This window comes from Melioribacteraceae bacterium 4301-Me (assembly GCA_041538185.1).
Lineage (GTDB): Bacteria > Bacteroidota > Ignavibacteria > Ignavibacteriales > Melioribacteraceae > Pyranulibacter > Pyranulibacter aquaticus.
Genome location: JBGORM010000004.1, coordinates 33,710 through 48,747, shown reverse-complemented (window position 1 = coordinate 48,747; position 15,038 = coordinate 33,710). Strand labels below are relative to the sequence as shown.

Annotated in this window: 18 protein-coding genes and 1 other RNA gene; 1 reads left to right on the top strand and 18 read right to left on the bottom strand. The window is 32.9% G+C overall.

All coding sequences use genetic code 11. From position 1 onward, the window contains the following. Positions 1 to 60: 60 nt before the first annotated feature. Both ABRY23_07985 and ABRY23_07980 read right to left on the bottom strand, forming a co-directional pair. Positions 61 to 555: a hypothetical protein gene (locus tag ABRY23_07985; GenBank protein MFA3782985.1), complete on the bottom strand. Its 495-nt coding sequence runs from the start codon at positions 553 to 555 to the stop codon at positions 61 to 63. A gap of 96 nt (positions 556 to 651) precedes the next feature. Then, positions 652 to 1,110, bottom strand: coding sequence for a RidA family protein (locus tag ABRY23_07980; protein MFA3782984.1), 459 nt, complete (start codon positions 1,108 to 1,110; stop codon positions 652 to 654). 118 nt (positions 1,111 to 1,228) lie between these two features. Between ABRY23_07980 and mazG the strand changes: the two genes are divergently transcribed. Beyond that, positions 1,229 to 1,996 carry a nucleoside triphosphate pyrophosphohydrolase gene (mazG, locus tag ABRY23_07975; protein MFA3782983.1) on the top strand — a complete coding sequence of 256 codons (768 nt, stop codon included), beginning with the start codon at positions 1,229 to 1,231 and terminating at the stop codon, positions 1,994 to 1,996. A gap of 20 nt (positions 1,997 to 2,016) precedes the next feature. On the opposite strand, the gene ABRY23_07970 is transcribed toward mazG, so the two are convergent. From ABRY23_07970 to ABRY23_07895, 16 genes are all read right to left on the bottom strand, one after another. Next, entirely contained in the window at positions 2,017 to 2,958 is a 942-nt protein-coding gene (locus ABRY23_07970; GenBank protein MFA3782982.1) for a PhoH family protein, read from the bottom strand. A gap of 124 nt (positions 2,959 to 3,082) precedes the next feature. Continuing rightward, entirely contained in the window at positions 3,083 to 3,781 is a 699-nt protein-coding gene (locus ABRY23_07965) for a LysM peptidoglycan-binding domain-containing protein (GenBank protein ID MFA3782981.1), read from the bottom strand. Positions 3,782 to 3,816: 35 nt separating this feature from the next. Continuing rightward, the gene (locus tag ABRY23_07960; protein ID MFA3782980.1) at positions 3,817 to 4,092 is read right to left on the bottom strand and encodes a hypothetical protein; all 276 of its coding nucleotides are present in this window, start codon (positions 4,090 to 4,092) and stop codon (positions 3,817 to 3,819) included. A 118-nt stretch (positions 4,093 to 4,210) separates the two neighbouring features. Continuing rightward, on the bottom strand, positions 4,211 to 4,888 hold the full coding sequence (radC, locus tag ABRY23_07955) for a DNA repair protein RadC (GenBank protein ID MFA3782979.1): 678 nt from the start codon (positions 4,886 to 4,888) through the stop codon (positions 4,211 to 4,213). Positions 4,889 to 5,104: 216 nt separating this feature from the next. Then, positions 5,105 to 6,646 (bottom strand): glutamine-hydrolyzing GMP synthase, encoded by a 1,542-nt coding sequence (gene guaA, locus ABRY23_07950; GenBank protein MFA3782978.1) that lies wholly within the window; start codon positions 6,644 to 6,646, stop codon positions 5,105 to 5,107. Between the two features lie 101 nt (positions 6,647 to 6,747). Then, a complete protein-coding gene (gene gcvH, locus ABRY23_07945) occupies positions 6,748 to 7,128 on the bottom strand; it encodes a glycine cleavage system protein GcvH (GenBank protein ID MFA3782977.1) in 381 nt (126 codons plus the stop codon). Positions 7,129 to 7,130: 2 nt separating this feature from the next. Then, a complete protein-coding gene (accC, locus tag ABRY23_07940) occupies positions 7,131 to 8,477 on the bottom strand; it encodes an acetyl-CoA carboxylase biotin carboxylase subunit (protein MFA3782976.1) in 1,347 nt (448 codons plus the stop codon). A 41-nt stretch (positions 8,478 to 8,518) separates the two neighbouring features. Then, positions 8,519 to 8,998: an acetyl-CoA carboxylase biotin carboxyl carrier protein gene (gene accB, locus ABRY23_07935; GenBank protein ID MFA3782975.1), complete on the bottom strand. Its 480-nt coding sequence runs from the start codon at positions 8,996 to 8,998 to the stop codon at positions 8,519 to 8,521. 12 nt (positions 8,999 to 9,010) lie between these two features. Beyond that, positions 9,011 to 9,577 (bottom strand): elongation factor P, encoded by a 567-nt coding sequence (gene efp, locus ABRY23_07930; GenBank protein ID MFA3782974.1) that lies wholly within the window; start codon positions 9,575 to 9,577, stop codon positions 9,011 to 9,013. A gap of 110 nt (positions 9,578 to 9,687) precedes the next feature. After that, entirely contained in the window at positions 9,688 to 10,377 is a 690-nt protein-coding gene (locus tag ABRY23_07925; protein ID MFA3782973.1) for a tol-pal system YbgF family protein, read from the bottom strand. Between the two features lie 50 nt (positions 10,378 to 10,427). Continuing rightward, the gene (locus tag ABRY23_07920) at positions 10,428 to 11,474 is read right to left on the bottom strand and encodes a PHP domain-containing protein (protein ID MFA3782972.1); all 1,047 of its coding nucleotides are present in this window, start codon (positions 11,472 to 11,474) and stop codon (positions 10,428 to 10,430) included. Between the two features lie 82 nt (positions 11,475 to 11,556). After that, complete coding sequence (locus ABRY23_07915) at positions 11,557 to 11,859, bottom strand: antibiotic biosynthesis monooxygenase (protein MFA3782971.1); 303 nt, start codon at positions 11,857 to 11,859, stop codon at positions 11,557 to 11,559. An 11-nt stretch (positions 11,860 to 11,870) separates the two neighbouring features. After that, on the bottom strand, positions 11,871 to 12,725 hold the full coding sequence (gene dapF / locus ABRY23_07910; protein ID MFA3782970.1) for a diaminopimelate epimerase: 855 nt from the start codon (positions 12,723 to 12,725) through the stop codon (positions 11,871 to 11,873). Between the two features lie 323 nt (positions 12,726 to 13,048). Next, positions 13,049 to 13,403, bottom strand: a transfer-messenger RNA (tmRNA) gene (gene ssrA / locus ABRY23_07905). A gap of 23 nt (positions 13,404 to 13,426) precedes the next feature. Further along, positions 13,427 to 13,972 (bottom strand): cob(I)yrinic acid a,c-diamide adenosyltransferase, encoded by a 546-nt coding sequence (locus tag ABRY23_07900; GenBank protein ID MFA3782969.1) that lies wholly within the window; start codon positions 13,970 to 13,972, stop codon positions 13,427 to 13,429. Next, a complete protein-coding gene (locus tag ABRY23_07895) occupies positions 13,956 to 14,975 on the bottom strand; it encodes a folate-binding protein YgfZ (protein ID MFA3782968.1) in 1,020 nt (339 codons plus the stop codon). Before ABRY23_07895 ends, ABRY23_07900 begins: the two co-directional genes overlap by 17 nt. Positions 14,976 to 15,038 lie beyond the last annotated feature (63 nt).

The window sequence follows — 15,038 nt, the reverse complement described above, 5'->3', positions numbered from 1 at the left end:
CCGAATAGTAAAAAAATAACCGAGCTAAACTCGGTTATCTAAATTAAAGAATTTCCCTTATTATTTCTCGTTAGGCGGGTTATTGAAAAAATAATTGCTTCTAAAAAAAGGGTCATAACCATAATAATAAGGATTATACGGTAGATGGTTGTATTCGATTGAAATAGACATATTTTTAGTTGGGGTATAATTAAGCATGGCACGACTTAAATAAATTCCATTTAGCTGTTTAGTAAATTGAGAACCAAAAGTATTATAGGGTGAATTAACAACACTAATATCAGCTTGTAAATTTAATTTATCATTAAACTTATAAAACATGCTATTGGTATAAGTGCTAAGTGCCAAGCCACCTCCGCCAAAGGTTGAGTAAGACATGCTAAACGAATGGTGCATTTGAAAATTCGCCGGATTAAAAAAACCAAATAATAAATTTGAGGTGTTATTGTTGATCATACTTGACCTTATATCGACAAGATCATTGGTTTGGTTCTTAAACTGAGCATTTATAATTGAAAATGCAGCAAACAAAAGCAGTATTGATAATTTTTTCATCGTCAACCTCAACAGAGAGTTTAACAATTAAGCTAATTAATTACTATAAAATATTAAGATTAAATAAGCAGTAAATCAAGTCAATTTTAAAAACATTCATTGAGCAACTTTAACAATCATTTCTACTTCAACAGGTGCGTTCATCGGTAACTCACTTACCCCGACTGCACTTCTTACATGTTTGCCACTTTCACCAAATACACTGCTTAAAAATTCTGAGGCTCCGTTTGCTACTTTAGGTTGCCCTGTATAACCAACAGCAGAGCTAACAAATACAGTAACTTTAACTATCGATTCAATTTTATTTAGGCTACCAATTACAGATTTAATTGCTGCTAAGCAATTAAGAGCACTAAGCTTAGCACATTCAACAGCATCTTCTTCAGTTACTTCGTAACCTACTTTCCCAGTGTGAAGAAGTTTTCCATTTTTTAACGGCAATTGCCCAGCTGTATATACCAAGTTATCAATCCTTTTAGCTGGAATATACGCTGCCAATGGTTTCGGCGGTTCTTGAAGTTCAATACCCAATTCTTTTAATTTTTCTTCTACCATGTTAATCTCTCAAAAATAATCTGCACATATATAAAAATATGTTTATTATTTTTCCACTTAATATTTTGAAAATTATTTTAAGAAATTATACTCTATCTATTTACAACAAGGAGAAAAAATGACCGGCGATAAATTTAACGAATTGATCAACATTATGAGGCGCCTGAGAAAAGAATGCCCGTGGGATAAAGAACAAACTCATGATTCCATTAAAGGGGCTACATTAGAAGAAACATACGAATTATTAGAAGCTATTGATACAAAAAATTATGAAGAAATGAAAAGTGAGCTTGGTGATTTGCTTCTCCACATTCTTTTTCATTCAGTTATTGCAGAAGAACAAAAAAAATTTAACATAGATGATGTAATTGATACAATCAAAGAAAAACTGATTCGCAGGCACCCACATATTTTTGGAGAGGTTAAAGTTAAAAATCCTAATGAGGTTGCGAAAAACTGGGAAGAAATAAAAATGCAAGAAGGTAGAAACTCTGTTATTGAGGGTGTACCTAAAAATTTGCCTGGATTAGCAAGAGCTTACCGACTTCAAGAGAAAGCTTCCAAGGTGGGTTTTGATTGGAATAATAAAAAAGATGTTTGGGAAAAAGTAATCGAAGAAATTGATGAAATGAAAAGTATGGAAGATTCTGATGATAAGTCAAAATTAGAACAAGAAGTTGGAGATTTATTTTTTGCATTAACCAACTATGCCAGATTTCTTGGTATTAATCCAGAAAATGCAATAAGACTTAGTAACGAAAAGTTTATAAAACGTTTTAATTATATAGAGAAAAGGCTTAAAGAAAATGGTAAATCAATTACCGAAACTACATTAACCGAAATGGATAAGTACTGGGAGGAAAGCAAAAAAGCTTTAAGTTCTTGAGTAAAAATATCTTTCAATTCTTACTGACCATTTTTAGTTTTCTTTTCTGAATTACCATTATAGTGTTTCTCATAGGCATCAATAATATCTTTAACTAACTTATGACGCACAACATCATTTTTATCAAAGTATACAAAAGCAACCCCCTCTACGTCTTTCAAAATTTCTTTTACTTGAATTAAACCGCTTTGGGATAACGATGGCAAATCAACTTGAGTAATATCACCAGTAATTATAGACTTTGAGTTGGGTCCTAATCTAGTAAGGAACATTTTCATTTGCATCTGAGTTGCATTTTGAGCTTCATCCAAAATTACATAAGCATTATTAAGTGTTCTTCCTCTCATATAAGCAAGCGGCACAATTTCAATTATGCCCTTTTCAAGATACATCTTTAATTGGTCGGCAGGTAACATATCCTGCAAGGCATCAAAAAGAGGCCGTAAATACGGATCAATCTTTTCTTTAAGGTCACCAGGTAAAAAGCCCAAACTTTCCCCTGCTTCTACTGCTGGTCTTGCTAAAATAATTCTTTTGACAATTCCTTTTTTAAGTGCGGCAATTGCAAAAGCAACAGCAAGATAAGTTTTTCCGGTGCCAGCTGGTCCAATCGCAAAACAAATATCGTTGTTTTTTACGCTTTGCCAATATTTAATTTGATTTGGGGTTTTTGCTTTTATAACCTCTTTTTTTGAGTACAAAATTATATTATCATACTCATTATTACTTATTATTTCCTTACCTTGAAGTGTTAAATCAATAATGGTATCGACATCATTGGGCTGGAGTTTGCCTGAAGTGTTGAGGACAAAGACCATTTCTTTAAAAATTTTTTCTATTGCTTCAACTTCCTCTTGAACCCCTTGCAGGTAAATTGTATCTCCCCGTACAGTAATATTAGCAGTAAATCTTTCTTCAATTGGCTTAATATTAGTATCGTTGAATCCAAGCAATGATACCAAGTCGACATTATCTAATTTAATAGTTTTCTCTATCTGCGTATTAAATTCCTCCTTAATAAATAAAAAGCCCCTTCCACAAAATGAAAAGGGCTTTGCATAGAAATCTTCTAATAATCATAAATAATTACTTCCCAGTTTGTGCCGGCGGAGCTGGTTTGTAATTTCTTCTAATTTTATCATACTTTGCTTTTTCTTCTTCCGTTAAATTTGGAATTTTAAATACTTGTTTAGGATATATAAGATCTGGGTTCTTAATTTGGTCTCTATTTGACTTATAAATTTTTGGCCATGCAAATGGATTATCATAAATATCTTTTTTCTTTGCAATGTTCCATAGGCAATCACCTTTTACAACAGTATACATAATTTCTTTTGGAGCAACAATCCAAGCATCTAATTTTCTTTGAAGTTGATTATGTACCATATCATAAAATTCCGGCAGTGCACTAATTTTATTTTTCTTCATAGCATCAAGCTCAGCCTGACGATCTTCTTTTGGTTCTACCTTATTATCAATCTTTTGACTTAGTGCATTAAGTTGACTCCTAAAATTATCTACATCAGCTTTTGTTGCACCAACTAAGGCATATAGTTCACTAATACAATCTTCATAAGATTGTAAACCATCTCTTGTACTTTTTAAATTAGCTACATCGTTTTTCAATGAATTTAATTCAGAAGTTAGTGAAGCCTTCTGCTCGGTAAGGCGATTCATTTCGTTTTGCCATTCCTCTTTTGTCATTTCATGATCTTGCGCAAAAACATTGGCAGAAATAACGAGGAATAAGATGGCGGACAACGATAGATATTTGAGAACTTTCATTTATTTCCTCCTTAGATTTTTTAATAAACTTTTAATTACATTCCCATTTTTTGAAGATTACTTTTGGTTTCTTCTTTTAGCTTTGCGCATTGATCTAATTTAGCATTTTTTTCGGCAATTTCTCTTTCCAAAGAAGCTTTTTCACTTTTCAGTGAATTAACTTCTTTCTCAAGGGATTTCACTTCAGAACGGAGAGCTTCTAGTTCTGCCATTTGTTCCTCGCTAACTCCGCTGCATCCAGCAAAGCCAACCATTCCGGCAAACAATGCTATCACAACAGCCGAGCTTAGTGCTTTTTTTAATTTAACCATATTATTCCTCCTTTAAGTTGTTGTTTAATATGAATTATATACCTTTTAATATAACACTTTTTTTTCAAAAACGATGAGAATTCGTTTGTTTTCAACAAAATTTTAATAAAAATTAATTTTATATTAATCTTTTTTCAACAAAACTGAGATAATTGTTCCCTGCAATTATTAAATGGTCATACACTCCAATATTCAATATTTTCCCGGCTTCAACTATGTTTTTTGTGATTTTTATGTCTTCATTACTCGGTTCTAAATTACCACTGGGATGATTGTGAATCAAAATTATATTTGCTGAGCGATTGTCTATTGCTACTTTAAATACTTCTCGTGGGTGAACTAAGCTAGAGTTTAATGTCCCTTCTGAGATCTTCTCTGATTTAATGATAGAATTTGCAGAGTTTAAACATACCACATAAAAAAACTCTTTCATTTCATCCCTTAATTTTGGGATAAAAATTTCTGCTATATCCTGAGGTGATTTTATCTTTTTATTGGATTCCCACTTCTTTTGAAAATCTACACGCCGAGAAAGTTCAAAGGCTGCAATTAGTGTTGCTGCTTTATCTTTCCCAATGCCTGGTATACGCTTTATAGATTCAAGAGTCTGAGAAAAAAGCAAATTCAAATTACCAAATTTAGCCAATACCTCATACGCAAGTGTAATAACAGACTTACCCTTTGTGCCTGTTCTTAAAATTATTGCCAGCAATTCGGCATCGTTTAAGCTTTGTGGACCGCGTAAAATTAATTTCTCGCGTGGACGGTCGTCGCTCGGAAGTTCTTTTACTCTCATTAGTACTTAAAGTAGAATAATATATTTCAATATAATAAAAAATAAAGAAATCAGTAGATTTTTATTCAAACTTCTCATTTAGAAATATTTGACTCGGAAAGCAGCATTAATGTTAGTTAAGCCAGCTACGAACAATAAGGATAAATAAATTATAAATGAATATTTAATTCACACAGGCTTTACAAAATTAATCACAAAAGTGCGCGGTTTCTCATGTTATTCCCATTCAATTGTTGAAGGTGGTTTAGATGAAATATCATAAACAACACGATTAACACCTTTAACGTTACGAATAATTTTGTTTGAGATATTTTCTAAAATGGCATAATCAAATCTGTACCAGTCTGCTGTCATTCCATCAGTAGAGGTAACAGCCCTTAACGCAATTACATTTTCGTATGTTCTGAAATCACCCATTACTCCAACTGTACGCACCGGCAAAAGCACCGAAAAAGCTTGCCATATTTGATTATAAATATTAGCTGATTTAATCTCGTTGATATAAATTTCATCGACCTGACGTAAGATTTCCAATTTTTCTTTTGTAACCTCACCTAAAATTCTTACTGCAAGTCCAGGCCCGGGAAAAGGATGTCTGTTTATAAAATCTTCCGGCAATCCTAACTCTCGTCCAATTTTTCTTACTTCATCTTTAAAAAGTTCACGAAAAGGTTCAATTAATTTTAAATTCATCTTCTCAGGTAATCCGCCTACATTGTGATGAGTTTTTATTGTAGCTGATTTTCCTTTAACCGAGACTGACTCTATTACATCTGGATAAAGAGTCCCTTGTACTAAAAATTTTACGTCAGGATATTTTTTTGCCTCTTTTTCAAAAACTTCAATAAATGCATTCCCAATAATCTTTCTTTTTTGTTCTGGGTCGGCAATTCCTTTTAATCTTGATAAAAATAATTCAGCTGCATCGATATGGACGATTCTCAATTTCAAATTATCGTTAAATAACTTTATAATGTTGTGACTTTCATTTTTTCTCATTAAGCCAGTGTCTACATGAACACAAATTAACCTTTCACCAATGGCCTTGCTTACAAGAACTGCTGCCACAGAAGAATCCACGCCGCCACTCAAAGCACAAATAACATAATCTTTTCCAACTTCTTTTCTTATATCTTCAATTTCTGCAGAGATAAAACTTTTAGGTGACCAATCCGGAGAGCATTTGCAAATGTTAAACAAAAAATTGGTTAATATTTTATTACCAAATTCAGTATGAGAAACTTCTGGGTGAAATTGCAAACCGTAAATTTTTTTCGATGAGTTAGAAACCGCACAAATAGGAGAATTTTCTGAACGCCCGTTTATAATGAAACCCTCTGGTAGTTCAGTTACCAAATCACCATGGCTCATCCACACAGTTGACTTTGTATTTACATCCTTAAAAAGTTCGTTCGTTTGTAATATTTCAAATTCTGTCTTGCCATACTCTCTATTTATAGCAGGTTCAACTTTTCCGCCTAACTCTTTAGCTATTAATTGTAACCCAAAACATATACCAAGTATTGGAATGTCGAGTTCAAATAACTTTTTATCAATTTGAGGTGCATCTTGGTCATATACACTTTGCGGACCTCCTGATAGTATAATCCCTTTGGGTTTATGCAACTTAATTTTTTCTAATGGATAATTATGGGGTTGAATTTCAGAATAAACATTGTTCTCCCTTATTCTCCTTGCAATCAATTGGGTATATTGAGAGCCAAAATCAAGAATTAATATTTTTTGTGAATGTGTCATTTTAAACAACGTTTTTTTACGAATATAACAAAAATCGCCCATTTACTTTAAGGGCGATTTATAACTAGAAATTAAATAAAACCCGTACCACGAAATTTGTGCTATTGGCCTATTTGTTCACCATAGGACTTTGCGTCCAGCAAGTCATTTAATTCACTATTATCTTTTAATTGAATTTTGATGATCCAGCCTTCACCATAAGGGTCAGTATTAATTAATTGTGGCTCATCGTTTAATTTTGAGTTAACTTCAATTACTTTTCCAGAGCAGGGCGCATATAATTCACTTACTGTTTTAACTGCTTCAATAGTACCGAAAGATTTACCTTTGACAATTTCTGTTAGTTCAGAACTAATATCAACATATACAATATCGCCAAGTTCGCTCTGTGCATAATCGGTAATTCCAATTATACCTATATTATCTTCTACTTTAATCCATTCGTGTTCTTTCGTATACTTTAATTGTTCTGGTATGTTCATAATCACCTCTTAATATTATTAAAATGTTTTTCTATAAATGATGTATCGTAATGACCACTTTTGAATACTTCATTATCAAGTACTTGTTTATGGAAAGGGATAGTTGTTTTAATACCTTCAATTGTACATTCTTCAAAAGCCCTTTTAGCCCTAGAAATTGCATGAGCTCTATCCGTACCCCAAACAATCATTTTAGCAATTAATGAATCATAAAAAGGAGGGATAACATATTCGTTGTAAATATGTGAATCAATTCTAACACCGAAGCCGCCCGGGAAATGTAAATACTTGATTTTGCCGGGTGATGGTCTAAAATTATTTTCTGGATCTTCAGCATTAATTCTAAACTCGAATGCATGGCCTACAGGCTGATGAGGCAGTTCAGAAACTTTTTCTCCAGCTGCTACTAATATTTGTTGTTTGATAAGATCTAAATTTTGCACCATTTCTGTAACTGGATGTTCAACTTGAATTCTAGTATTCATTTCAATAAAGTAAAAGTTTAAGTGTTTATCTACTAAAAACTCAACAGTGCCAGCACCAATGTAATTAACTGCTTGACAACCGAGTATAGCTGCTTCTCCCATTTTATTTCTTAATTGTTCATCGACAACAGGTGAAGGGGATTCCTCAATTAACTTTTGATGTCTTCTTTGAACTGTGCAATCTCTCTCACCATAATGATAAATATTTCCATGCTTATCACCCATTACTTGAATTTCAACGTGACGTGGATTTTCAATAAACTTCTCAACATAAAGAGAAGGGTCGCCGAAAGCAGCCTCAGCTTCCGAGCTTGCTGTTTGAAAAGCCTTCTGCAATTCTTTTTCTTCCCATACGATCCTCATTCCTTTACCGCCGCCGCCTGCGGAAGCTTTTAGCATGACAGGGTAACCAATAAGAGAAGAAATTTTTTTAGCTTCTTCAATATCTTTAACTACTCCATCGCTTCCCGGAACAACTGGCACACCTACTTTTTTCATCGTCTCTTTTGCAAAAGCTTTATCCCCCATTTTTCTTATAGAATCAGGCTCCGGTCCTATAAAAGTAAGATTAGAATCCTTACATATTTCTGCAAAGCTTGCGTTCTCTGCTAAGAATCCATAACCAGGATGAACTGCATCGGCTCCAGTAATTAATGCTGCAGAAATTAAATTTGGAATTTTCAGGTAACTGGAAGCACTTGGGGGTGGACCGATACAAACTGCTTCATCCGCAAAAACAACATGAAGTGAGTCCTTATCAGCTTCAGAATAAACTGCAACTGTAGAAATGCCCAATTCTTTACATGTTCTAATTATTCTTAAGGCAATTTCACCGCGGTTGGCAATTAAGATTTTCTTAAACAAAATTCCACCATAAATTTGAGAAGTCGAACAAGTTTAAACGCTTATATTTTTTCAATAAGAAATAAAGGTTGATTGTATTCTACTGGCGTAGCATTTTCGACCAAAATTTTTACAATTCTACCGCTAACATCACTTTCTATTTCGTTCATTAGTTTCATTGCTTCTACAATGCAAAGGACTGTACCTGGCGAAACAGTATCTCCTACTTGTACATACGGGTCTGCATCCGGTGCAGGAGCTCTATAAAAAGTACCAACAATTGGCGAGCGTATTTCATGTAAATTGATACTTGTTTCTACTTCTTTTTCTGTCGATGCTTGTTTTTGCAGTTCAACATTTGCAGGAGTAGACAATTGATTTGCTTGAGGTAATGCTTCAGTAACAACTTGATATTTTGCTTGCGAATTAGAATTAGTGTTTTTAGAAATTCTAACTTTCAAATCACCTTCTTGCACGGAAAATTCGGTGATATTACTTTGTTCGACTATTTTAATTAGTCGTTTAATTAGATTTATATCCATATCGCCTACAGATTAATTTTTAACTCTTTCTACGTATTCCCCTGTCCGCGTATCAACTTTTAGTATATCGCCTTCGTTAACGAAAAGAGGAACATTTATTTGCGCACCAGTCTCTAAAATAGCTGGCTTCAGAACGTTGGTTGCTGTGTCGCCCCTTAAGCCTGGCTCGGTCTGTACTACCTTTAATTGAACAAAAATTGGTATATCAACAGAAATTATTTGGTCAGAATCATCAACAAGAAGTTCAACTTCTTCACCTTCTTTTAAAAAATCTTTTGTTTCCGAAAAATATTTTTCCGGCACAGTAATTTGTTCAAATGTATCGTTGTCCATTAATACAAATCCAGCAGGTTCTCGATAAAGGTATTGATACTTTCTTCTTTCGACACGAATAATTTCTACTGACTCGCCAGAACGAAAAGTATTGTCCAAAACTTTTCCTGTTTTAAGATTTTTAAGGGTTGTTCTTACAAATGCGCCGCCTTTACCAGGTTTGACGTGTTGAAATTCTACTATAACGTAAGGATCATTTTTAAATTTTATGATTAATCCATTTCTAAAATCTGATGTATCTGCCATAGTTCCTTTTATTAGTTTACTTTGTATGAAAATATAGAGACGCCTTACTATAAAATCAAGGAAAAGAAATTAAGGCTTTTTTAGGTTTTTAGTTAAAATACTGTGAATTCTTAACTTTCAATCTGAACCATGTACTTTTCTACTTGTTGAGCTGCGGTTGTATTTTTGTATTCGTTTTTAATTTTGGTTAACAGTTCTTTCGCTTTTTCTTTTTGGTTTACTTTAATGAAATCTTCGGAAGCTCTTAATAAATATTCCGAATTTGCCGGGTTAATTTTAGAAATTTTTTCAGCGTCTGCTAAAAGTTTAGCTGCTTTTTCAAATTCTTTTTTATCTTCTAAACAGGAAGCTTTACCAGCTAGCGCAGCTGCTTTTAAGATAGGATTATCTCCACCGTAATCGTCAAATGTAGTAAACGCTAAGTCTGATTTACCAGTATAGTAATAGCAATTCCCTAAATATATTTTTGCAGTCTCTCCAGTTTCTGTACTACCATAGTTCTTAACAATCTCTTTAAGACCAATTATGTTCTGTGTTTTGTCACCATCTATTGCTTTTGTATAATCGCCTGAGTCATATAAAGGAATTACCTTAGCCAACAACGCTGAGGCAAGAAGATCATCTTTCTTCTGTTTATTGTTATATAGTACTAAGGCAGCAATCAATAGTATAATGATACCGCCTGTAATGAATATTTTAAGCTGGTTTTGCTGATAAAATTCAACTACTTTATAGTATGTAGTTACCAGCTTATCTTGTTTAATTTCTTTTTTAGTAATCCTTTTTTTCTTTTCTAACACTTAATCACCTATAATAAATTTGGAAAAAATGAAGCAAAATTTAATAAATCTTATAAACCAATTCTAATATGATTTGAAAAAATCCACGCGTTGTCATTAAGATAAACTTCAACTCTGTATGCACCTTTTTCTTTAATGTTAAATTTAGCCTCAAAGTCATTTAAACTATCGATTACATCACCATTTCTCAGGAGTTTAATTGTGCCAAAAATATTGGGCAATAATACTCTTAAACTGACTTTACCTAAAGGTATATTTTCACCCATCTGGTAAACTTTTTTCCCTTTTTCAGCAAAAAAGCGAAAACCTGAAGCATCGCCATGATAGAAGTTAGAGACAAAACAATTCCCTTTTTCTAGAGCATTGTAGATTAAATGTTTTGCAGTTTGAATGTCTCTGGTATTCTTAGGGATTTCAATCTTTTTATCAATTAAAATGTGCGTTCTAATAGACTTAAACAGTACTTTATAAGCAAAAACTTCAACTTCAAAAAAACCAAGTAAATTTACTTTGTGTGCGTGGGCATCGACACCACCAATACCTACAACTCTGCGTTTTTGATTCAGTCTATCCCAAACTCTTAACGTTTGTTCGTTAGGTGCTTTAATTGATTTCAATGGATGCATGAAATAATTGTATTTGTTCTCTTCAGTCAAGCCTTCCATCCATTCCGACATATGGTTCCAAATTTCAATCCCTGTAAAATCTTCTGAAGACCATTCTGTCCAAGGATAAGGCGGGTGTTCTTTCATCGAGGATCTTTTTTCGTGAGGATGGGCAATAAATCCTATTCCGCCTTCCTCTTTTATTTTTCTCACATATTCAAATGCTGCCAGCCGAGTTGAGTACGTTTTATTAATCCTAAAAGCTAAATAATGATTTTTATTTTCCTTATCGTTAATCTCACAGCCAACTAACAAAAGTGTTTTCCCATACCATCCCTCAAAGCCTTCATTTAATGCCCGCAAAGTGTTATGGTCTGTAAGAAGTATATAATCTAATCCTACTTCATCAGCTATTTGCGCTATTGATTTCACATCACCTGAACCATCAGAAAAAGTTGAATGGATATGAATCGCACCAACATATTCATACATTGCCTATCCTTTCCATTGAGACTTATTATTACTGGGCAGCAAATTAAATTTGATAAAAAAATAATATAAGTATTGGCTAATTTTAATTTGTTACCTCAATTAGCGTGGAATATTGTGTTGACTGCTCTTTAATCATATCAGATAATTTGGTCATTAGGATATCAATCCTCTCGTCGGCATTATCGTCAAAATTCTCGTATGCTTCTTGACTGCTGAAGACATAAATTTCTTCAAAAGAATTAGCTTTACTTTTATGTTCATATACAGAATAGCTTTCGAGACCTTCTGCTTTAATGATACTTTTCAGTTCTTTTACAACATCTAAATATTCCTCACGTTTTTGCGGAATAATATTATAACGTATTGAGAATATTACTTTAGCCATATTTCCTCTTTCTAAATTGTTAATTCGCCATTAAATATTAAGACTGCTGGACCTGTTAAAGAAACATTATTTATTTGTTTTTCATTTGTTAGACTAAAATCTACTTCCAGCAAATCGTTGCTTTTAACTTTCAATTTAATTGGTGGAGCTAAGTTATATTTTAAATAGCCAATTATTGCCGTTGCAACCGAGCCAGTTCCACACGATAAAGTTTCATCTTCTACGCCACGTTCATAAGTTCTAATATAAATTAAACCATCAGCTACAGTGAAAAAGTTAACATTTGTACCATTTGGACTAAAATCCCTCGAATACCTAATTTCTCTTCCTATTTGAAAAGCAGGAAAATTATCAATGGTTCTATAAAAAGAACGAAGATTTTCTTTACTTTCAAGCACATCTTTAATATCAATCACAACATGTGGTGCGCCCGTGTCAACAAAACAAGCGTTAATTAGCTGTCCAGCTGCCTTTATTTTAAAATCTAATTTTATTTTGCTCGGTTTATTCAGATTAAATTTCACTCTATCATCTACAACGCTACCGGAATAATCAAATCCATTAACTGTAAATTTAGCGCTGTCATTTTTTAATAAATTCATCAAACTTGCATATTTAATAGCACATCTTGCACCATTAGCACATAAAACACCGCTTGAGCCATCAGCATTATAATATTCTAAAGCAAAATCGTAATTCTCCTTTGCCAAAAAAACAAGAACCCCATCAGCTCCTACACCAAATCTTCTGCTGCAAATTTGACTTATAATCTGTGAATTTAAAGACAACTCCGGATTTAATTTTTTATCAAAAAGAACAAAATCGTTACCGCTCGCCTGAAGTTTTACAAACGAAAATTTTTTCATGATGAGAACAAATTTAATTCAATAATAAGCTGAATGCAATAAAATTAGCTAAAAATTAAATTTGACCGCTGCATGGTTCGGCTATGTTCAAAATAATTTTGAAATCATAAATAATTTTAGAAGAGAGTAATAGTCATTACTCTGCTTGCTTTTAAAGTATAACTTTGCTTTGTCACTCATGAGACCTTTAATTCTAATTCTGTAGTTTGAAACAATAAAATATTAGTTAGCGGTTCTTTTACTTTTCGTTCTAATAATCTTTTTGACTTAATTTTATCGAAGCTGGCTTTAAGGATAGTGGTCAAGCGCTTAATTAATTTGAAGTGTGGAGGTGGCGGGAGTCGAACCCGCGTCCGAAGTTATTTTTCAGTGAATTACTACATGCTTAGCCTATCATTAAGTTTCGCTTCGATAAAACCGATAGGCAGGTTACTATCGAAACTATTCCGGTAAAAGATTCGCCTTTTCTACCCGGAAGCTCGAATCGGCTATCATACCTAATCGGCGCTCTCATTTAACCCGGTATGAAAGATTAAACAGAGCGGCTGCTTTTTAATTAAGCAGCAAGGGCGTAATTATATTCGCCGTTTATTTTTTTACCGTCGTTTAACGTGTCTACGGATAACACGGCATGCAATTCAAAGAACTAATAACTTCGTCGAAACCAAAGTCACCCCCAAAATTACAGGACTTATATCTGTTCATTTTTCCCAAAAAATATCGGGAGTATCGTTTATTTTATTAACATATCGAGCAAGAACAAACAAAAGATCGGAAAGACGATTTAAATATATCTTAATATTCTCACCAATGTCAAAGTCAAAACTTGATTCAACCACTTTTCTTTCGGCTCTTCTGCATATAGTTCTGGCTATATGTAAAACAGCAGCTGCTTTTGTGCCGCCCGGCAATATAAACTTATTTAGCGGCGGAACTTTTGAATCGTATTCATCAATTAATTTTTCAAGCCGAGTTGACATTTCAGCAGTAACTCTCGGCACATTTACTTTGCTGTCTTTTTCTAATGGAGTTGCTAAATCCGAACCAGCAATAAATAATTCATGCTGTATACTTTTAATAACATCAATTAGTTCCCTTTCATTCAATTCACATAAGGCCAGCCCTAAGAATGTATTTAACTCATCTATAGTTCCGTAGGCTTCTATTCGCGGGTCGCTTTTCCAAACTCGCTGACCGCCAAACAACGAAGTCAAACCACTATCACCTGTCTTAGTATAAATTTTCATTTGAAAAAGGAAGCTTAATTATTTTAATTATTATTTTTTTGCTTGATAACGTTTTTAGTTCTGCTTGTGAATTATCCTGTAAAAATCTTTTTTTTATATAAGCCAACCCAATTTTTTTATTCAGTAAAAACGAATCAGCTACACTTGTAAGTTCCCCAACTTCATTATCGTTCTCATCAAACAGAGTTTCTGGTAATTCAAAATTATAATTTTCCTCAAATATAATTCCTTTTAACTCTCTTTGAACTTTATCATAAGTATCTAACCTAGCAATAACTTCTTGACCAATGTAACATCCCTTAGAAAAACTCACGAAATCAATAAGGCCATTTTCATGAGGGTTATATTTATCATTAATTTCATTTGGGTAAGAGGGCAAACCTTCCTCAATTCTAAATATATTAAATGTTTCTTCACTTATTATCCTTAAATCAAATGCACTTTTATTTTCAAAAAGGTGATCGATTAATGTTTTCTCATTGCTCTTTTCAGTAAGTAAGCAGTAAGAATAAAAATCTTTTTTGATAAAGTATTTAAATAAATAAAAACCAACGCTGTCAGTTTGATAGAAATTAATATTTTTATCAGGTAAATCTTTAATTTCCTGTCCACAAATCATTGACAAAAAAGATAAAGTTTGTGCGCCATACAATTGAGCTATAAAATATTTATCAGTAACTATTTCTGTTGTTAAATCCTCTGTAATTATGTACCTATCAATCCACACGTTTAGTTTTTTATCATTATCGCTATTCCCAATCAATAAATAATAGTCACCCATATTCAATAAAACTGTCGAATCGATAAATCTTCCTTTCTCGTTAGTAAATATTGTATTAATTGAACTCATTAGTGGAAGATCTTTTACGTAATTTGTAGAAATACGATTAATGTAATCTAACGCATCCTTTCCAGTTAGCTTTATAATTAATGAATTTGATATGTCTCTTATGCCAACACCTTTCTTTAAGGTATTATATTCTGTCTCGATATTAAAATTCATTTCATTTCTCATAGCAATACTTTCATTATTATTTTTTTCTTGGTACATAACAAAGTAAAGATT